The following is a 16,406-nucleotide window of genomic DNA, read 5'->3' on the forward strand; positions in this document are numbered from 1 at the left end:
GGTCTGTGAGATCGAGGCGAAAGCCGGATCAACGCGCAGAGCGCGTGCGATCACTTGGCCTTCTTCTTGCCGGCGACGGTGCGCTTCGGGCCCTTGCGGGTGCGCGCGTTGGTCTTGGTGCGCTGACCGCGGACCGGAAGGCCCTGACGGTGGCGGCGACCCTGGTAGCTGCCGATCTCGATCTTGCGGCGGATGTCAGCCTGAACCTCGCGACGGAGGTCACCCTCGGTCTGGATGTTCTGGGCCTCGATCTCGTCGCGGAGCTTGACCAGCTCGTCCTCGGCCAGAGCGTGCACCCGGGTGTTCGGGTCGACGCCGGTGGCCTCGAGGAGCTTCTGCGAGGTGGTACGGCCGATGCCGTAGATGTAGGTGAGAGCGATCTCCACGCGCTTGTCGCGCGGAAGGTCAACACCTTGGAGGCGTGCCATGTCGTTCCTTCTCGTTCGTCAGAGGTGTCGTTCGGGTCGCGCCCCGGGGTGGCATCCTCGGGCTCCGGCCTCTGAACCGGAGGTGCTTCGGGTTTCGGCGATCAGCCTGTCGAAATCCCTAGCGACTCGATGCGAATATTCAGTTGTCGGTGGGCGAGCTCGACTCGACCACCCTCCGCGGAACCCTCAGCCCTGGCGCTGCTTGTGGCGCGGGTTGTCGCAGATCACCATGACGCGGCCGTGGCGACGGATCACCTTGCACTTGTCACAGATCTTCTTCACGCTCGGGTTGACCTTCATGTCAGCCCTTTCTTGTCTAGACCGGCTTACTTGTACCGGTAGACGATCCGACCGCGCGTCAGGTCGTAGGGGGACAGCTCGACCACCACGCGGTCCTCGGGGAGGATCCGGATGTAGTGCTGTCGCATCTTGCCGCTGATGTGGGCGAGAACCTTGTGTCCGTTGCTCAGCTCCACACGGAACATGGCGTTGGGGAGGGCCTCCACTACGGTGCCCTCGATCTCGATCACGCCTTCTTTCTTCGGCATGCCCTCTGCAATCTGTTGGTCGGTCATCTACCGTGCAAACCACGGGTCGGGTGACCCGTGGGTGGTCCGGGAACCTCCCGTCCCGACGACCGAGCCGTCGAGACCGGTGGACCTCGTGAAGCCATCTGCATGTCTCACCCGCGAGCGCACAGAAGCGCGCTGACCGGGCAGCCGCGAGGCACGACGAGACAGACCCACGTTGGACCGACTACCAAGCCTAGACCCCTAGAACAGCAATGCCCTAATCGTCAAGCCCGGGTCGCCGCGTCCGCCTCCGCGACCTCGGCGATGTAGGCCAGCGCGGCCTCCGGGTCACCGAGGAACGGGCCCAGGTCCTCCGGGTGCGGGAACAGCCGGGTGAACCGGTCCGCGATCGGCTGGTGCTGCGTCGCCGCACCGAGCACGTGCTGGACGTGGTCGGGCAGCGGGTTGAGCAGCGCGTCGGTCAGACCGGTCGAGTGCTGGGCGCGCGTCTCCCAGAACTTCTCGAAGGTCGCCTGCATCCACTCCGGGTCGAACGGCCGGTCGCCGCGCTCCAGGATCGCCTGGGTGTAGATGCCCGCACAGTGGGCTGCGGTGTTGGAGCCCTGGCCCGCGATCGGGTCGTTGAGGACGACGACGTCACCCATCCCGAAGACATAGCTGCCGTCGCCGACGTCGGCGTACGGCTTGCGGACCATGCCGGTGAACGCGCCGGAGAGCGATGCCCGCGCGTCGGTGGGTTCGCAGTCGCGCATCAGCTCGCCCTCCCACGGCATGTACTCGTTCATCACGTGCTGCAGCCGGCGCAGGTGCTCGTCGGGACGCGGACGGTCCCAGAAGCAGTCGAGCGGGCCGTCGGGGACGGCCTCGACGAAGGCGACCCGGCTCGGGCCGAACTCGGTCAGGGCACTGATCACGAACAGCTCCCCCACCCCGGGCGCGACGTTGATCCGCATGGCCCCCGGCGGGAAGTCGTCGGGCTCGACCATCCCGTGCAGGTAGATCGCCGCGAGCGCGCGGCCCGGCGTGTCGTACTTCGTGCGCACCGGGTCACGGTCGAAGAGGTCGACGATCTCGCCCTTGCCCGCGGCGATCAGGGTCAGGTCGTACATCGCCGCCAGCCCGGCCAGGTCGGAGGTCATCACCGGGTGGTAGATGATCCTGCCGCCGCGCTCCTCGAAGAGCTCCAGCCAGGTGGACATCTTCAGGCGCTGGTCGACGGACATCGCGTAGGGCTGCCAGGGGCCGTCGAACTTGAGCGCTCGGACGCCGGGCTCGGGGCTGACCGAGATGCCGACGTCGTTGATGTGCGGCGCCTCGTCCTCCCACAGGTTCAGGTCGTACGCACGCTCGTGCTCGAGCGCCGGGTGGAACATGACCTGAGTCGACGTCGGCCAGCCGTCACGGATCTCGGCGGGCGTACGCGCGGACATGACCGTCACCTCGTAGCCCTCCGTCTGGAGGCTGAGGGCGAGCTGCATGCCCGCCTGTCCGGCGCCGACGATCAGGATCTTGCGCAAGGAAACTCCTTCGGAGTTGGGGCGCCTCCGGGCTCAGGCGCGTGTGGGGGTGGATTTCATGGTGTGCGACAGGGCCGTGACCAGCGTCTTGGCCGTGGACCGGCGGTCCCGGGCGTCCACGGTCACCAGCGGTGTCCGCTCGTCGAGGCAGAGCGCGTCGCGCACCTTCTCCAACGAGTGGGTCAGCTTCCCGTCGAACAGGTTCACCGCGACGATGAACGGGACGTCGGAGTCGTTCTCGAAGTAGTTGACCGCCGGGAACGACGACTCGAGCTGGCGGGTGTCGACCAGCACCACGGCGCCGCTGGCACCCCGGCACAGGTCGTCCCACATCGGCCAGAACCGGGGCTGGCCAGGGGTGCCGAACAGGTAGAGCAGCAGGTCGGGAGCGAGGGTCACCCGGCCGAAGTCCATGGCGACCGTGGTGGTCGTCTTGGCGCTGGAGTCCGAGAGCGGGTCCACCGACTCACCGGCCTGCGTCATCCACGCCTCGGTGTTGACCGGCGGGATCTCGGAGACCGAGGCGACCATCGTCGACTTCCCGACGCCGAAACCTCCTGCGATGACGATCTTGGCAGAGGTGACGGTCAGCGCAGGGCGGTCAGCCGAGCTCGGAAAGGCCATCGATAACTCTCTTCAACAGGCGGTGGTCGAACGGGGAGTCGTAAGCCCCCTCGGCGATCTGCAGGTGCTCGGTCGAGGCGAGATCCTCGAGCAGCACGCGCGTCACACCGAGAGAGATCCCACAGTGCGCGGAGAGCTCCGCGACAGACTGCGGCCCGAGACGTACGCGGTCATAGAGTCTTCGCGACTCGGGCGACAGCTTGGCGGCCGCCCGGGCGTCGAAGTGCTTGGCAGAGACCAGCGTGTGGACATACAGCTGGTGGTTGGTCTGGGTGCGGCCACCGGTCAGTACGTACGGACGTACCCACGGGTTAGCGGTCACGTCGCCGGCTCCGTAGCGCAGGCGCCAGTGGACGGACCCGGCGACGTGATGATCGTCTGGTTCGCTCGCTGACGCTCGTTCACGCTCTCTCCCCGGCCATCGAGCTGACGGTCATCTGACGCAGCTCGTCGCGCATCTGCGGGGTGAGTACGTGGCCGACGGCGTCGACCATCTGGGCCATCTTGTGGGCGACGACGCCGAGGTTGGCGCCTGCGCCGACCAGGACGGCGAAGCCGGCGAGGTCGCCGATGCCCATGAAGAGGAAGTGACCGGTGTGGAACTTCAGCATCACCTGGTCACAGCCCGGCTCGCCCACCTCGCGTGCGATGTTGTTGCCGAGACTGATCACTCCGGCGGTCATCGCGGCCAGCGGGTCGGCGATGTTGGCCGACATGTTGCCGGCGCCGATCAGCGGGAGCCCGTCGGAGGAGACGATGAGCGCATGGGTCACACCTGGGGTGGAGCTGGCGAAGTTGTCGATCAGCCAGCTGAATTCCTTGGGGTCGCGGGGGACGACCGGGCTTTCCATTACGAAAGGGTTCCTCTCACTGCTGGGTCTTAGCTACCAAGGGAGAACGCGTCGAGATCGTCGGCGAAGGAGTGCCGTGCCGCCGACTGGTCCTCGGGTGAGGCCTCAGCGGGCTGCGGTCCGGCGGCTGCTTCTGGCTCGGTCTGCTTGTTGCGCAGGCTGACCGGCTCCCGGCGCGGGAGCCCACCGGACTCTACTGGGCCACTCTGCCCAGCGGACGCGGAGGTCCCATTCGTCTCATCCGTCCCACCCGTCTCACCGGGAAGGGGAATCGACGTCTTCATCGTGTCGGTGGAGACATCTGCCGACGACTGCTGGCTGGGCGGCGGCGCGAACTGCGCCGACGGCTGCCGCTGAGGCTGCAGCGCGGGCTGCTGACCGGTCTGCGGCCCAGAGGGCTGGGACGGGCGCCGCACGGGCTCCAGCGAGGACAGGCGGTGGGCCTGCGTCGACTGGATCGTGGCGTGCGACGGCGCCGGCTGCGAGGACTGGGACGAGGACTGAACCGAGGACTGGGCCGAGGACTGGGCCGACGACTGCGACGACGACCGCGACGACGACTGGGCCGACGACGGCACCCCCTGCGGGCCGCGGCGCCGCGGCGCGGGCGGCAGGACCGCGACGCTGGACGCGCTCGACGTCTTCGGCGCCTCGGCGCGCTCGAGCGGCGCGACCGGCAGCTCGCACAGGAGCTGAGCCGGCACGGTGACCATCGCGATCATCCCGTGGCCGGGAGCGGGGCGGGTGGCGAGGCGTACGTCGATGTCGTACTTGCGGGCGATCCGGTGCACCACCGGGAAGCCGGTGTGGCTCCCGGACTTGGCGACCAGCTCCACGATCGGGCCCGCCAGCAGCGAGTTGAGCCGACCCACCGACCGCTCGGGGATGCCGATGCCGGTGTCCTCGATGCGGAACAGCACGTCGCCGGCGTCGGCGAGGTGGACGTTGACCGTGACGTCGCCCGGCGAGTACTTCGTGGCGTTGTCGAGGAGCGCCGCGATCAGGCAGGAGACGTCGTCGGCGGCGTAGCCGATGACGGCCAGGTCGCTCACCCGGCCGATCGTGACCTGGTTGTAGCGCTCGATGCCCGACAGCGCCATCCGGATGATGTCCAGCAGGGACGTGTCGATGCCACCCATGTCGTCCTGTTCGCGACCTGCGAGCGTGCGCATGTCTCGGCTCGCACGCCGCATGCGAGTGACCGCGTGGTCGACCTCGTAGAGCTTCCTCAGCCGCTCGGGGTCGTCCTCGTCGGCCTCGAGGCCGTCGAGGGAGATACGCATCTGCTCGGCCAGGCTGATCAGGTGGAGCCCGAACTGCTCCATGATCTCGGGCCAGGCCTCGTCCTCATCCTCTTGCGGCGGAGGGGGTGTGGAGTCGAGCGACGACGAGCTCAGCGACGTCGACAGCGGTGTGGAGATCGGAGTGGCGGGCGTCGTCGGGACCGGCGAGAAGGGCGTTGCCTGACCGCCGATCGGTGGGAATGAGCGAGCAGGACCCGGATCTGACTGCTCAGCGAGCGATGCAGCCTGGGGCCCCCGGCGCTTCAACCAGCGCGGGCTCCAGCGTGTCATGAGGCGGCACTTTCAAATGTGGAGAAGGAAACAGAGCGGTGAACAGATTGGCACAACCGGTGCGCGAGCGTATCGATACGCGCCCGGAACCAGACAGTGTCCTAGGTCCCTCGTCCCAACTGGCTCAGGCGCGCCGTCGCCTCGCGACGAGGTGGCCCGATCCTACGCGCTCGCCCAACTCACCCGGCCAGCAGGCGGAGGGTCTCCTCACGGGCCGGCGCGGTGCGCGGGTCCGTCCCTTCGTACGCGGACCCCACCGGGTTCACCATGACCTCGTCCACGCCGTACTCGTCGGCCATTCCCGCCAGGCGAGCCTTCGCGTACGCGGCGGAGCCGATGATCCAACGGCTGCGCATGGTGTCGACCAGACCCTGGTGGGGTTCCGGGATCTCGGTCTTCTCGGCCTCGTCGATGCTGGGCTGCGCGGTCAGCGGCTGTCCGGTACGCAGCGCCAGCATCGTCAGCAACTGCGGGAGCGCGCGCCGGTCGGCCTCCTCGGCTGTCTCGGCGACGCTCGCGTTCACGGTCAGGAACGTCCTCGGCTCGCTGAGGAGCTCGGAGGGCTGGAAGGTCGAGCGGTAGAGGTCGATCATCGCCTTGGTCGAGGTGCCGTCGCCGGCGAAGTGGTGGGCGAAGACGTAGGGCAGGCCCTTCTCGGCCGCCAGCCGGGCGGAGTAGTCGGAGGAGCCGAGCAGCCAGAGGTCGGCGACGGATGCGGCAGACGGGGTGGCGTGCAGGACGTGCTGGCGACCGCCGGCCATCAGCCCGACGCCCTCGGGCGCCATCATCGCGACGATGTTGTCGAGGTACTCGGGGAAGCGGTTGACCGCGTCGTCGCTCACTCCGCCGGCACCGTGGCGTAGCGCCCAGGAGGTGACCGGGTCGGTGCCCGGCGCCCGGCCGATGCCGAGGTCGATCCGGCCCGGGAAGGCGGCCTCGAGCAGCGAGAACTGCTCGGCGACCACGAGCGGGGCGTGGTTGGGCAGCATCACGCCGCCGGAGCCGACCCGGATGCGCTCCGTCGCAGAGGCCACCAGCGAGATCAGCACCGGCGGGTTGGTCGAGCCCACCGCCGGCATGTTGTGGTGCTCGGCGAGCCAGTAGCGCTCGAATCCCAGATCGTCGGCCACCTTCGCCAACGACAGCGTCGCGGCGAGGGCGTCTGCGGAGGACTGGTCCTTGCGGACCGGGACGAGATCGAGAACGCTCAGCTTCACGTGAACTCTCAACCCCGGCCGCGGCGTCGGTTATTCCTGGCTCAGCTCACTGCGGCGGAAGCAGCGCACGCAGACCGTCGGCGACGGCCGAGCGCCACCAGGCGTAGTCGTGGCCGCCGTTGTGCTCGGCCGAGGTGACGTCGATCCCGGCGGTGCGCAGGCGGTCGACCAGGTCGTGGTGGAGCTCGTCGAGCACCCACTCCTGGGTGCCGTGCACCAGGTGGACCCGGGTCTTGGCCTCCGGCGTGACCGCGTCGGAGAGGTCGTCGAGCCACAGCGAGGCCGACTGGCTCGCGACACCGTGGATGTGCTCGGGATAGGTCAGCCCGGCGCGAAGCGCGGTGACGCCGCCGAGGCTCTGGCCCACGACGTAGGTCTCCTCGGTGACCGCCCGGCGCTCGCGCACCCACGGCAGCAGCTGGTTGACGATGTAGTCGGCACCCTCGCCGCCGGCGAGCTCCTCCCACCGCTTGTCGCGGCCGCCGGAGGCGGGCAGGACGCAGCGTACGTGGCGGAGGTGGCCGTCGGCGATCAGGTTGTCGAGCGTGGTCGGCAGCGAGTGGTGGCCCGTCCAGATCTCGCCGTCGAGGGCGACCACCAGGGGCAGGTCGACGTTGAGACCGGCGCCGGCGGGGTCGTAGAGCCAGACGTCGCGGCCGTCGGGGCCGACCTCCAGCGTGACCGTGCCCGGGACGACGTCGTCGCGCCGGAAGAGCCACGGCTGCAGCGGAGCGTCAGGCAGGGAGACCACCGACTGCTTGATGCCCTGCCGGTTGTGGCACCAGTCGGGGTTGAGCGGGTCGAGGTAGCCACGGTGCAGGACCGCGCGCAGCTCGACCTGGCCCTCGCTCTCCCAGGGAGCCGGCTCACCCGGGTGCTTGCACAGGAAAGCGTAGGAGGCCCGCCAGTCGGACTTCATCAGGAACGAGGCGTGCCACAGGTCGGTGCCGGCCTTGCGCTCGAGCATCGTCTCGGCGAGATGACGCTCGTCGGTGAGCCGGTTGGCGAAGAGGAGCACCTCCTCGGCCTCGTCGTCACGCCAGCAGAAGGTGACGATGACCTCGTCATCGGCACCCTCGGGGCCGGTCTCCTCGACGAGCGGGAGCGAGGTCGCGATCTGGTCCCAGAACATGTCGATGTCCTCAGGACTGAGACGATCGATGATCGCGCTACGCGTTCGTGCCGATGGATTGGGTCGCACCGCCGTCGGCGGTCGCAACTGCGTGCTCATCCGGTTCTTCCTCCCGAGTACGGGGCTCTCCCTGTCCCCGCGGGCTGACCAAGTTACTCACAGTCGGGGGCCACATGCGAGATCCTGAGGTCCCTTTCTCTGTCAACTGACAGGTGATGTCGGATATCCGCCAGTCAGCGCTGTGGAGAAGTGGGGTTCGTTCAGTTTCCTGTCAGGTTTCGGTCCGCCTGACGGAACGAGATCGACTCAGTGACCGCCCCACGGCACACCGAGCTCGCCGAGCATCTCCTCGCCACCGTCGAGCGCGGTGAGCACCCAGGCCCCGTCGGGGGTGAGCGCGAAGGTGTGCTCGAAGTGGGCCGCCCAGGAGCCGTCGTCGGTCACCACGGTCCAGTCGTCCTCGAGGGTGGTCACCTCGGGACCACCGAGGGTGAGCATCGGCTCCACGGCCAGCGCGATGCCACGCTGCAGCTTCGGGCCCTTGCCGGGTTTGCCGTAGTTGAAGACGGACGGCTCCATGTGCATCTCGGTGCCGATGCCGTGACCGCTGAACTCCTCCAGGATGCCGTAGTCGCCCTGCGACTCGACGTAGGTCTCGATGGCATGGGAGATGTCGGTGACCCGGCCGCCGAGACGGGCTGCGGCGATGCCGCGCCACATCGACTCCTCGGTCACCCGCATCAGCTCGGAGACCTCCTCGGGCACCGGGCCCATCGCCACCGTGATCGCCGCGTCGCCGTGCCAGCCGTCGACGATGGCGCCGCAGTCGATGGAGATGATGTCGCCCTCGGCAAGCGTCCGCGAGTCCGGGATGCCGTGCACCACGACCTCGTCGACCGAGGCACAGATCGAGCCGGGGAAGCCGTGATAGCCCTTGAACGACGGGACGCCACCCCGGGACCGGATCGAGTCCTCGGCGATGGCGTCGAGCTCGAGAAGAGAGACTCCGGGCCGCGCAGCGGCCCGGAGCACCTCGAGCGTCTCGCCGACCACGAGGCCGGCCCGACGCATCTTCTCGATTTGCTCAGGGGTTTTGATCTGGACCTTGTTCAAGAAGCCCACGGCTCCCCCGTTGCGTGAATGTTGGTTGGATCAGGATTCAGGGATGATGTCGAGCTCGTCGAAGATCCGCTTGGTGACGTCGTCGACCTCACCCATGCCGTCGATCTCGTGGACCAGACCGCGGCCCTTGTAGACCTCGATCAGCGGCGCGGTCTCCTCGAGGTAGACCTCCTGGCGACGGCGGATGACGTCCTCGGTGTCATCGGCGCGACCCTCGAGCTCGGCACGGTGCAGCAGCCGCTGCACGATCTCGTCCTTGTCGACGGTCAGCACGACCACCGCGTCCAGCGCGTGGCCGGTGAACTTGATCATCCCGTCGAGCTCCTCGACCTGCGCGAGGGTGCGCGGGTAGCCGTCGAGAAGGAATCCCTGGGCTGCGTCGGGCTCGTCGATGCGGTTGCGAACCATCAGGTTCGTCACCGAGTCCGGTACGTACTCTCCCTTGTCCATGTAGGACGCCGCCTCGAGTCCGAGGGGCGTGCCAGCGGTGACGTTGGCACGGAAGATGTCGCCGGTCGAGATCGCGGGGATCCCGAAGTGCTCGGCAATGAACTTCGCCTGGGTGCCCTTACCGGCTCCCGGCGGGCCCATGATGATCAGTCTCATCGGAGGAACCCTTCATAGTTGCGCTGCTGGAGCTGGCTCTCGATCTGCTTCACCGTGTCGAGGGCGACGCCGACCATGATGAGGATCGAGGTGCCACCGAACGGGAAGTTCTGGTTCGCGTTGATCAGCGCCAGTGCGATCAACGGGATGAGAGCCACCAGACCGAGGTAGAGCGAGCCCGGCAGTGTGATACGGGACAAAACGTAGGACAAGTAGTCCTCGGTCGGCTTCCCGGCCCGAATTCCTGGAATGAAGCCACCGTATTTCTTCATGTTGTCGGCGACCTCCGGTGGGTTGAAGGTGATCGACACGTAGAAGTAGGTGAAGAAGATGATCAGGGCGAAGTAGACCGCCATGTAGACCGGGTGGTCGCCCTGCACGAAGTAGTTGTTGATCCAGTCGACCCACGCCGGCGGGTTCTGCGTGTTCTGGTTGAACTGAGCGGCCATCGCCGGCAGGTAGAGCAGCGAGGAGGCGAAGATGACCGGGATGACACCGGCCTGGTTCACCTTCAGCGGGATGTAGGTCGAGGAGCCGCCGAACATCTTGCGACCGACCATCCGGCGCGCGTACTGGACCGGGATCCGGCGCTGGGCCTGCTCGATGAAGATGACCGCCGCCATGATCGCGAGACCGATGACGAGCACGATCGCGAAGGTCCACCAGCCCTTGTCGTTCTTGACCGCCCACATGGTGGCCGGGAACGTGGCGATGACCTGGGTGAAGATGAGGATCGACATACCGTTGCCGATGCCGCGCTCGGTGATGAGCTCGCCGAGCCACATGATGACCGCGGTGCCGGCGGTCATGGTGATGACCATGACCAGGAAGGTCGCGGTGCCGTCGTCGTGGAGCAGAGGCTGGGTGCAGCCCTGGAGCAGGTCGCCGGAGCGGGCGAGCGCGACGATGCCGGTCGCCTGGAGGACGGCGAGGCCGAGGGTCAGATAGCGGGTGTACTGGGTGATCTTGGTCTGACCCGACTGACCTTCCTTCTTCAGTCGCTCGAGTCGCGGGATCACCACGACGAGCAGCTGCAGGATGATGCTCGCGGTGATGTACGGCATGATGCCGAGCGCGAAGACCGTCAGCTGCAGCAGGGCGCCGCCGGAGAAGAGATTGACCAGGTTGTAGAGGCCGGCGCTGTCACCGGTCTGAGCAGCGTCAAGACACCGCTGGACGTTCGCGACGTGAACACCGGGGGCCGGGATCTGGGACCCCGCTCGGAAGATCACGACGATCAGGAGAACGAAGAGCAGCTTCTTGCGCAGGTCCGGAGTACGGAACGCTGATGCGAACGCGCCAAGCACGAATGGTTCCTCTTTCGACAATCAGGGGTCGCAGGGCCTGCGCCGATGCGAAAACCCGTGGCAGCCTAACAGCCTCCACGGCAGCTCATGCACATAGGGCTGAAACAGCGGGAGCGCGGTCGGGACCCCGAAGGGGCGATCCGGCCGCGCTCCCACGTGACAGGCTCTACGTTAGTAGAACTGTCAGAGAACCGTGACAGTTCCGCCAGCGGCCTCGATCTTCTCCTTGGCAGAGCCGGAGAAGGCGTTGGCGCTGATCTCGACCTTGACGGTCAGGTCACCCTGGCCCAGGACCTTGACCGGGTGGCCCTTGCGGACGGCACCCTTCTCGATCAGGGTCTCGGGGGTGACGACGCCACCCTCGGGGAACAGCTCGTTGAGCTTGTCGAGGTTGACGACCTGGAACTCCACCTTGAAGGGGTTCTTGAAGCCCTTCAGCTTGGGGAGCCGCATGTGCATCGGGGTCTGGCCACCCTCGAAGTAGGCGGGGACCTGGTAACGGGCCTTCGTGCCCTTGGTACCGCGGCCGGCCGTCTTACCCTTGGACGCCTCACCACGACCCACGCGGGTCTTGGCCTTCTTGGCACCGGGAGCCGGCGCCAGGTTGTGCACCTTGAGTGCCATATCAGTCGACCTCCTCGACCGTCACCAGGTGACGGACGGTCTGGACCATGCCCCGGATCTCCGGGCGGTCCTCCTTGACGACCACGTCGCCGATCCGCTTGAGACCGAGCGTACGCAGGGTGTCTCGCTGGTTCTGCTTCAGACCGACGAGGCCCTTCTTCTGCTGGACCTTCAGCTGCGCCATCAGGCCGACACCTCCGCCTTGGGCTCCGCGACCTCGGCCTGCGCCTTGAGCAGCGCCTCCGGGGCGACGTCCTCGACAGGGAGGCCACGGCGGGCGGCGACGGCCTCGGGCTGCTCGAGCATCCGGAGGGCCTCCACCGTCGCGTGGACGATGTTGATCTGGTTGGACGAACCGAGCGACTTGCTCAGCACGTCGTGGATGCCGGCGCACTCCAGGACGGCGCGCACCGGGCCACCGGCGATGACACCGGTACCAGGGGCGGCCGGACGAAGAAGGACCACACCAGCAGCCTTCTCACCCTGCACCGGGTGCGGGATCGTGCCCTGGATGCGGGGAACGCGGAAGAAGTGCTTCTTCGCTTCCTCGACACCCTTGGCGATCGCCGCGGGAACTTCCTTCGCCTTACCGTAGCCGACGCCGACCAGACCCTCACCGTCACCGACGATCACGAGGGCGGTGAAGCTGAAGCGACGACCACCCTTCACGACCTTGGCAACTCGGTTGATCGCGACGACCTTCTCGATGTAGGCGGTCTTGTCGGCGCTCTGGTTGCGACGGTCGTCGCGACCTCGGCGCTCGCCACCACGCTGTCCGCGCTGGGCTCCGCTCATCAGACTTTCCTCTTCTCTCGTTCGATCGTTGCGATCAGAAGGTCAGACCGGCCTCGCGCGCGCTGTCAGCGAGCGCGGCGACACGGCCGTGGTACTTGTTGCCGGCACGGTCGAAGACCACGGTCTCCACACCAGCGGCCTTGGCACGCGACGCGACCAGCTCGCCGACCTGCTTGGCCTTGGCGGTCTTGTCACCGGAGGCAGACCGCAGGTCGGCCTCGATGGTCGAGGCCGAGGCAAGCGTCTTGCCGGCCAGGTCGTCGACGACCTGGGCGGTGATGTGCTTGGCCGACCGGGTCACGACGAGGCGCGGACGCTCCGGCGTACCCTCGATCTTCTTGCGACCGCGGGCCTGACGACGCAGGCGCGAGCGGACACGGGAAGCGGTGTGCTTGTTGTTCGACAGCGAGATGGCCATCACTTACCAGCCTTTCCGACCTTGCGGCGGATGTTCTCGCCGGCGTAACGAACGCCCTTGCCCTTGTAGGGCTCCGGCTTGCGCAGCTTGCGAATGTTGGCCGCGACCTCACCGACGAGCTGCTTGTCGATGCCCACGACGCCGAGCTTGGTCGGACCGTCGGTGGTGAAGGTGATGCCCTCGGGCGCGTCGAAGACGATCGGGTGCGAGTAGCCCAGCTGGAACTCCAGCTTGGTCGGGCCCTTCGACAGGACGCGGTAACCCACGCCGACGATCTCGAGCTTCTTCTCGTAGCCCTCGGTGACACCGAGGACCATGTTGTTGATCAGCGTGCGGGACAGGCCGTGGAGGGCCTTGCTGTCCCGGCTGTCGTCGGGGCGCTTGACGTCGAGGACGCCGTCACCCTTCTCGACGGTGATCGGAGCGGCCACCGTGTGCGACAGCGATCCCTTGGGACCCTTGACGCTCACGAGCTGGCCGTCGATGGTGATGTCCACGCCGGACGGAACCGGGACGGGGAGCTTGCCAATACGCGACATTTTCTTCTCTCTCCCTTCCCTGGTTACCAGACGTAGGCGAGGACTTCCCCACCTACGCCCTTCTTGTTCGCCTGGCGGTCGGTCAGCAGACCCTGGCTCGTCGAGATGATCGCGACGCCGAGGCCGCCGAGCACCTTCGGGAGACCGGTGTGCTTCGCGTAGACACGCAGACCGGGCTTGCTGATGCGGCGGACGCCGGCGATCGAGCGCTCACGGTTGCGGCCGTACTTGAGGGTGATCGACAGGGTCTTGCCGACCTGGCCCTCGGTGGGCTCCAGCACCTCGTACTTGGTGATGTAACCCTCCTGCTGGAGGATCTCAGCGACGCCCTGCTTCAGCTTGCTGTACGGCATCGAAACCGCATCGTGGTACGCCTGGTTGGCGTTACGCAGACGAGTGAGCATGTCTGCGATCGGGTCAGTCATCGTCATTGGCCGAACGGCCCTTTCTCGTAGTGGTTTCCTCGCGACACTCGGTCGTGAGGACCTTCAACGTCAGTGGTTGGAACGGTGATCGCTCACCAGGAGGACTTGGTGACGCCGGGCAGCTCGCCGCGGTGGGCCATCTCGCGCAGGCAGATACGGCACAGGCCGAACTTGCGGAACACAGCCTTCGGGCGGCCGCAGCGCTGGCAGCGGGTGTAACCGCGAACCGCAAACTTCGGCTTGCGGGCGGCCTTCACCTTGAGAGCGGTCTTCGCCATCTCAGTTCTCCTTGAACGGGAAGCCGAGCGCCTTGAGCAGCGCGCGACCCTGGTCGTCGTTGGTGGCGGTCGTCACGAGGGTGATGTCCATACCCCGCGAGCGGTCGATCTTGTCCTGGTTGATCTCGTGGAACATGACCTGCTCCGTGAGACCGAAGGTGTAGTTGCCGTTGCCGTCGAACTGCTTGCCGTTCAGGCCGCGGAAGTCCCTGATGCGGGGCAGCGCGAGCGACAGCAGACGGTCGAGGAACTCCCACATGCGGTCGCCGCGCAGCGTGACGTGCGCACCGATCGGCATGCCCTCACGCAGCTTGAACTGCGCGATCGACTTCTTCGCCTTGTTGATCAGCGGCTTCTGGCCGGTGATCGCGGTCAGGTCGTTGACAGCGCCCTCGATCAGCTTGGAGTCGCGAGCAGCCTCGCCGACACCCATGTTGACGACGATCTTGGTCAGACCGGGGATCTGCATGACGTTGGAGATGCCGAACTCCTCCTGGAGTGCGGGGGCGATCTCCTCGCGGTACTTCGTCTTGAGGCGCGGGGCCACAGCGGTGTCGGTCATGATCAGATGTCCTTACCGGTCTTGCGCGAGATGCGAACGCTGCGCTCAGCGGCGTACGTCGAACCGTCGGGGCGACGCTTCTGGACCGTCTCACGGCGGAAGCCGACGCGAACCGGCTCGCCGTCCTCGAGCAGCTGGACGTTGGAAACGTGGATCGGAGCCTCGGTGGTCACGATGCCGCCGGTGGTGCCGGCGCGACCGCCCTGGTCCTGGACCTTGGTGTGCTTCTTGATGAGGTTGATGCCCTCGACGATCACACGGTCCTCCTTGGTGAGGACAGCGATCACCTTGCCGGAGCCGCCCTTGTCCTTACCAGCGATCACCTTGACGGTGTCGCCCTTCTTGATGTGCGAGCGACCCATCACAGCACCTCCGGCGCGAGCGAGATGATCTTCATGAACTTCTTGTCGCGCAGCTCACGGCCGACCGGGCCGAAGATGCGGGTGCCTCGCGGCTCGCCGTCGTTCTTGAGAATGACGGCGGCGTTCTCGTCGAAGCGGATGTACGAGCCGTCAGCGCGGCGGCGCTCCTTGACGGTGCGCACGATGACGGCCTTGACGACGTCACCCTTCTTCACGTTGCCACCGGGGATAGCGTCCTTGACGGTGGCGACGATGGTGTCGCCGATGCCGGCGTAGCGACGACCGGAACCACCGAGCACACGAATGCAAAGGATCTCCTTCGCACCAGTGTTGTCGGCGACCTTGAGTCGCGACTCCTGCTGGATCATTACTTCTCCTTGTCGAGCTGGTTCTCTCCCCGCTCCAGGGCGGGTGAGCCTTGCCGAACGTAATGGGATTTGATGGGCACAGGCCCAGCGAACAATGGTCGCTGGACCTGCACCCTTTGGTCAATTTGGCGGCGTTTGCAGCCAGCCGGATCCGTCTCCTAGGAGACGAGGATCACTTGGCGCGCTCGACGACCTCGACGAGGCGCCACCGCTTGGTCGCGGACAGCGGCCGGGTCTCCATGACCAGGACGCGGTCGCCGATGCCGGCGGTGTTCTGCTCGTCGTGGGCCTTGAGCTTGCTCGTACGGCGCATGACCTTGCCGTAGAGCGGGTGCTTCACGCGGTCCTCGACCTCGACGACGATGGTCTTCTCCATCTTGTCGCTGACGACGAGGCCCTCGCGCACCTTGCGCGTGTTGCGCTCGGTGCCCTCAGTGGGCTCAGTGGTGGACTCAGCCATCTCAGGCCTCCTCGGTGGTCTCGGTGCCCGGGGCCACGCGGATGCCGAGCTCGCGCTCCCGCACCACGGTGTAGATCCGGGCGATGTCCTTCTTGACGGTGCGGAGCCGACCGTGGCTCTCCAGCTGGCCGGTGGCCGCCTGGAACCGGAGGTTGAACAGCTCCTCCTTCGCCTCGCGCAGCTTCGCCTCGAGGTCGACGTCGGTGAGCTCGTCCAGCTCGAACGCCTGCAGGGAGTTGGCCATCAGAACTCACCAGCCTCTCGCGTGATGAAACGGCACTTCATGGGCAGCTTGTGGATCGCGCGGCGCATCGCCTCGCGGGCCGTGTTCTCGTCGACACCGGAGAGCTCGAACATGACGCGGCCCGGCTTGACGTTGGCGACCCACCACTCGGGCGAACCCTTACCGGAACCCATGCGGGTCTCGGCAGGCTTCTTGGTCAGCGGGACGTCGGGGTAGATGTTGATCCACACCTTGCCGCCTCGCTTGATGTGACGAGTCATCGCGATACGCGCCGCCTCGATCTGGCGGTTGGTCACGTAGTGACCCTCGATCGCCTGGATGCCGAAGTCACCGAAGGCCAGCTTGGTGCCACCCTTGGCCACGCCAGTGCGCTTGGGGTGGTGCTGCTTGCGGTGCTTGACTCGACGGGGCATCAGCATG

At 66.8% G+C, this 16,406-nt stretch carries 26 protein-coding genes; all 26 read right to left on the reverse strand.

From position 1 onward, the window contains the following. Nucleotides 1-50: 50 nt before the first annotated feature. The 26 genes from rpsM to rplP all read right to left on the reverse strand — a co-directional run bounded on the left by rpsM (nucleotide 51) and on the right by rplP (nucleotide 16,405). Nucleotides 51-428, reverse strand: a complete 378-nt coding sequence (rpsM, locus tag IEY81_RS11605; RefSeq protein ID WP_189118649.1) for a 30S ribosomal protein S13 — start codon at nucleotides 426-428, stop codon at nucleotides 51-53. Between the two features lie 186 nt (nucleotides 429-614). After that, on the reverse strand, nucleotides 615-728 hold the full coding sequence (gene rpmJ / locus IEY81_RS11610) for a 50S ribosomal protein L36 (protein ID WP_038503151.1): 114 nt from the start codon (nucleotides 726-728) through the stop codon (nucleotides 615-617). Nucleotides 729-754: 26 nt separating this feature from the next. Continuing rightward, complete coding sequence (gene infA / locus IEY81_RS11615) at nucleotides 755-976, reverse strand: translation initiation factor IF-1 (RefSeq protein WP_011757309.1); 222 nt, start codon at nucleotides 974-976, stop codon at nucleotides 755-757. A 248-nt stretch (nucleotides 977-1,224) separates the two neighbouring features. After that, nucleotides 1,225-2,478: a styrene monooxygenase/indole monooxygenase family protein gene (locus IEY81_RS11620; protein ID WP_189118650.1), complete on the reverse strand. Its 1,254-nt coding sequence runs from the start codon at nucleotides 2,476-2,478 to the stop codon at nucleotides 1,225-1,227. Between the two features lie 33 nt (nucleotides 2,479-2,511). Further along, nucleotides 2,512-3,102 (reverse strand): GTP-binding protein, encoded by a 591-nt coding sequence (locus tag IEY81_RS11625; protein WP_189118651.1) that lies wholly within the window; start codon nucleotides 3,100-3,102, stop codon nucleotides 2,512-2,514. Next, nucleotides 3,080-3,424 carry a DUF742 domain-containing protein gene (locus IEY81_RS11630; protein WP_189118652.1) on the reverse strand — a complete coding sequence of 115 codons (345 nt, stop codon included), beginning with the start codon at nucleotides 3,422-3,424 and terminating at the stop codon, nucleotides 3,080-3,082. Before IEY81_RS11630 ends, IEY81_RS11625 begins: the two co-directional genes overlap by 23 nt. A gap of 79 nt (nucleotides 3,425-3,503) precedes the next feature. Then, the gene (locus IEY81_RS11635) at nucleotides 3,504-3,953 is read right to left on the reverse strand and encodes a roadblock/LC7 domain-containing protein (RefSeq protein WP_189118653.1); all 450 of its coding nucleotides are present in this window, start codon (nucleotides 3,951-3,953) and stop codon (nucleotides 3,504-3,506) included. A gap of 29 nt (nucleotides 3,954-3,982) precedes the next feature. Next, nucleotides 3,983-5,278 (reverse strand): sensor histidine kinase, encoded by a 1,296-nt coding sequence (locus IEY81_RS11640; RefSeq protein WP_189118654.1) that lies wholly within the window; start codon nucleotides 5,276-5,278, stop codon nucleotides 3,983-3,985. 428 nt (nucleotides 5,279-5,706) lie between these two features. After that, nucleotides 5,707-6,744: an LLM class flavin-dependent oxidoreductase gene (locus IEY81_RS11645; RefSeq protein WP_189118655.1), complete on the reverse strand. Its 1,038-nt coding sequence runs from the start codon at nucleotides 6,742-6,744 to the stop codon at nucleotides 5,707-5,709. A 46-nt stretch (nucleotides 6,745-6,790) separates the two neighbouring features. Beyond that, nucleotides 6,791-7,876, reverse strand: coding sequence for an enterochelin esterase domain-containing protein (locus IEY81_RS11650; protein WP_189118656.1), 1,086 nt, complete (start codon nucleotides 7,874-7,876; stop codon nucleotides 6,791-6,793). Between the two features lie 306 nt (nucleotides 7,877-8,182). After that, nucleotides 8,183-8,998: a type I methionyl aminopeptidase gene (map, locus tag IEY81_RS11655; RefSeq protein ID WP_189118657.1), complete on the reverse strand. Its 816-nt coding sequence runs from the start codon at nucleotides 8,996-8,998 to the stop codon at nucleotides 8,183-8,185. 30 nt (nucleotides 8,999-9,028) lie between these two features. Then, complete coding sequence (locus tag IEY81_RS11660; RefSeq protein WP_189118658.1) at nucleotides 9,029-9,604, reverse strand: adenylate kinase; 576 nt, start codon at nucleotides 9,602-9,604, stop codon at nucleotides 9,029-9,031. Beyond that, nucleotides 9,601-10,911 carry a preprotein translocase subunit SecY gene (secY, locus tag IEY81_RS11665; RefSeq protein ID WP_189118659.1) on the reverse strand — a complete coding sequence of 437 codons (1,311 nt, stop codon included), beginning with the start codon at nucleotides 10,909-10,911 and terminating at the stop codon, nucleotides 9,601-9,603. The genes IEY81_RS11660 and secY overlap by 4 nt, the downstream gene beginning before the upstream one ends. A gap of 183 nt (nucleotides 10,912-11,094) precedes the next feature. Further along, the gene (rplO, locus tag IEY81_RS11670; protein ID WP_008361030.1) at nucleotides 11,095-11,535 is read right to left on the reverse strand and encodes a 50S ribosomal protein L15; all 441 of its coding nucleotides are present in this window, start codon (nucleotides 11,533-11,535) and stop codon (nucleotides 11,095-11,097) included. 1 nt (nucleotide 11,536) lies between these two features. After that, a complete protein-coding gene (rpmD, locus tag IEY81_RS11675; RefSeq protein WP_008361029.1) occupies nucleotides 11,537-11,719 on the reverse strand; it encodes a 50S ribosomal protein L30 in 183 nt (60 codons plus the stop codon). Continuing rightward, entirely contained in the window at nucleotides 11,719-12,330 is a 612-nt protein-coding gene (rpsE, locus tag IEY81_RS11680; protein WP_189118660.1) for a 30S ribosomal protein S5, read from the reverse strand. The genes rpmD and rpsE overlap by 1 nt, the downstream gene beginning before the upstream one ends. A gap of 34 nt (nucleotides 12,331-12,364) precedes the next feature. Further along, nucleotides 12,365-12,748, reverse strand: coding sequence for a 50S ribosomal protein L18 (gene rplR / locus IEY81_RS11685; protein WP_189118661.1), 384 nt, complete (start codon nucleotides 12,746-12,748; stop codon nucleotides 12,365-12,367). After that, entirely contained in the window at nucleotides 12,748-13,287 is a 540-nt protein-coding gene (gene rplF, locus IEY81_RS11690) for a 50S ribosomal protein L6 (RefSeq protein ID WP_189118662.1), read from the reverse strand. The genes rplR and rplF overlap by 1 nt, the downstream gene beginning before the upstream one ends. A gap of 23 nt (nucleotides 13,288-13,310) precedes the next feature. After that, nucleotides 13,311-13,718 carry a 30S ribosomal protein S8 gene (gene rpsH, locus IEY81_RS11695; protein WP_040755997.1) on the reverse strand — a complete coding sequence of 136 codons (408 nt, stop codon included), beginning with the start codon at nucleotides 13,716-13,718 and terminating at the stop codon, nucleotides 13,311-13,313. 86 nt (nucleotides 13,719-13,804) lie between these two features. After that, nucleotides 13,805-13,990 carry a type Z 30S ribosomal protein S14 gene (locus IEY81_RS11700; RefSeq protein WP_017932844.1) on the reverse strand — a complete coding sequence of 62 codons (186 nt, stop codon included), beginning with the start codon at nucleotides 13,988-13,990 and terminating at the stop codon, nucleotides 13,805-13,807. A gap of 1 nt (nucleotide 13,991) precedes the next feature. Next, nucleotides 13,992-14,552 (reverse strand): 50S ribosomal protein L5, encoded by a 561-nt coding sequence (gene rplE, locus IEY81_RS11705; RefSeq protein ID WP_189118663.1) that lies wholly within the window; start codon nucleotides 14,550-14,552, stop codon nucleotides 13,992-13,994. Nucleotides 14,553-14,554: 2 nt separating this feature from the next. Further along, nucleotides 14,555-14,914 carry a 50S ribosomal protein L24 gene (rplX, locus tag IEY81_RS11710; protein ID WP_189118664.1) on the reverse strand — a complete coding sequence of 120 codons (360 nt, stop codon included), beginning with the start codon at nucleotides 14,912-14,914 and terminating at the stop codon, nucleotides 14,555-14,557. Then, complete coding sequence (gene rplN, locus IEY81_RS11715; RefSeq protein ID WP_008361015.1) at nucleotides 14,914-15,282, reverse strand: 50S ribosomal protein L14; 369 nt, start codon at nucleotides 15,280-15,282, stop codon at nucleotides 14,914-14,916. Before rplN ends, rplX begins: the two co-directional genes overlap by 1 nt. A 172-nt stretch (nucleotides 15,283-15,454) precedes the next feature. Beyond that, nucleotides 15,455-15,742, reverse strand: coding sequence for a 30S ribosomal protein S17 (rpsQ, locus tag IEY81_RS11720; RefSeq protein ID WP_189118665.1), 288 nt, complete (start codon nucleotides 15,740-15,742; stop codon nucleotides 15,455-15,457). Between the two features lies 1 nt (nucleotide 15,743). Next, nucleotides 15,744-15,986 carry a 50S ribosomal protein L29 gene (gene rpmC, locus IEY81_RS11725; protein WP_008361011.1) on the reverse strand — a complete coding sequence of 81 codons (243 nt, stop codon included), beginning with the start codon at nucleotides 15,984-15,986 and terminating at the stop codon, nucleotides 15,744-15,746. Continuing rightward, the gene (rplP, locus tag IEY81_RS11730; RefSeq protein WP_189118666.1) at nucleotides 15,986-16,405 is read right to left on the reverse strand and encodes a 50S ribosomal protein L16; all 420 of its coding nucleotides are present in this window, start codon (nucleotides 16,403-16,405) and stop codon (nucleotides 15,986-15,988) included. The genes rpmC and rplP overlap by 1 nt, the downstream gene beginning before the upstream one ends. Between the last annotated feature and the right edge of the window lies 1 nt (nucleotide 16,406).

This window comes from Nocardioides luteus (assembly GCF_014648595.1).
GTDB lineage: Bacteria > Actinomycetota > Actinomycetes > Propionibacteriales > Nocardioidaceae > Nocardioides > Nocardioides luteus.

Excerpts from the sequence above, each read along its gene's own strand:
- rpsM (WP_189118649.1), bottom strand. The coding sequence starts at position 428 with ATGGCACGCCTCCAAGGTGTTGACCTTCCGCGCGACAAGCGCGTGGAG.
- rpmJ (WP_038503151.1), bottom strand. The coding sequence starts at position 728 with ATGAAGGTCAACCCGAGCGTGAAGAAGATCTGTGACAAGTGCAAGGTG.
- infA (WP_011757309.1), bottom strand. The coding sequence starts at position 976 with ATGCCGAAGAAAGAAGGCGTGATCGAGATCGAGGGCACCGTAGTGGAG.
- IEY81_RS11625 (WP_189118651.1), bottom strand. The coding sequence starts at position 3,102 with ATGGCCTTTCCGAGCTCGGCTGACCGCCCTGCGCTGACCGTCACCTCT.
- IEY81_RS11635 (WP_189118653.1), bottom strand. The coding sequence starts at position 3,953 with ATGGAAAGCCCGGTCGTCCCCCGCGACCCCAAGGAATTCAGCTGGCTG.
- IEY81_RS11640 (WP_189118654.1), bottom strand. The coding sequence starts at position 5,278 with ATGGAGCAGTTCGGGCTCCACCTGATCAGCCTGGCCGAGCAGATGCGT.
- IEY81_RS11650 (WP_189118656.1), bottom strand. The coding sequence starts at position 7,876 with ATGTTCTGGGACCAGATCGCGACCTCGCTCCCGCTCGTCGAGGAGACC.
- IEY81_RS11660 (WP_189118658.1), bottom strand. The coding sequence starts at position 9,604 with ATGAGACTGATCATCATGGGCCCGCCGGGAGCCGGTAAGGGCACCCAG.
- rplO (WP_008361030.1), bottom strand. The coding sequence starts at position 11,535 with ATGGCACTCAAGGTGCACAACCTGGCGCCGGCTCCCGGTGCCAAGAAG.
- rpmD (WP_008361029.1), bottom strand. The coding sequence starts at position 11,719 with ATGGCGCAGCTGAAGGTCCAGCAGAAGAAGGGCCTCGTCGGTCTGAAG.
- rpsE (WP_189118660.1), bottom strand. The coding sequence starts at position 12,330 with ATGAGCGGAGCCCAGCGCGGACAGCGTGGTGGCGAGCGCCGAGGTCGC.
- rplR (WP_189118661.1), bottom strand. The coding sequence starts at position 12,748 with ATGGCCATCTCGCTGTCGAACAACAAGCACACCGCTTCCCGTGTCCGC.
- rplF (WP_189118662.1), bottom strand. The coding sequence starts at position 13,287 with ATGTCGCGTATTGGCAAGCTCCCCGTCCCGGTTCCGTCCGGCGTGGAC.
- rpsH (WP_040755997.1), bottom strand. The coding sequence starts at position 13,718 with ATGACGATGACTGACCCGATCGCAGACATGCTCACTCGTCTGCGTAAC.
- IEY81_RS11700 (WP_017932844.1), bottom strand. The coding sequence starts at position 13,990 with ATGGCGAAGACCGCTCTCAAGGTGAAGGCCGCCCGCAAGCCGAAGTTT.
- rplE (WP_189118663.1), bottom strand. The coding sequence starts at position 14,552 with ATGACCGACACCGCTGTGGCCCCGCGCCTCAAGACGAAGTACCGCGAG.
- rplX (WP_189118664.1), bottom strand. The coding sequence starts at position 14,914 with ATGGGTCGCTCGCACATCAAGAAGGGCGACACCGTCAAGGTGATCGCT.
- rplN (WP_008361015.1), bottom strand. The coding sequence starts at position 15,282 with ATGATCCAGCAGGAGTCGCGACTCAAGGTCGCCGACAACACTGGTGCG.
- rpsQ (WP_189118665.1), bottom strand. The coding sequence starts at position 15,742 with ATGGCTGAGTCCACCACTGAGCCCACTGAGGGCACCGAGCGCAACACG.
- rpmC (WP_008361011.1), bottom strand. The coding sequence starts at position 15,986 with ATGGCCAACTCCCTGCAGGCGTTCGAGCTGGACGAGCTCACCGACGTC.
- rplP (WP_189118666.1), bottom strand. The coding sequence starts at position 16,405 with ATGCTGATGCCCCGTCGAGTCAAGCACCGCAAGCAGCACCACCCCAAG.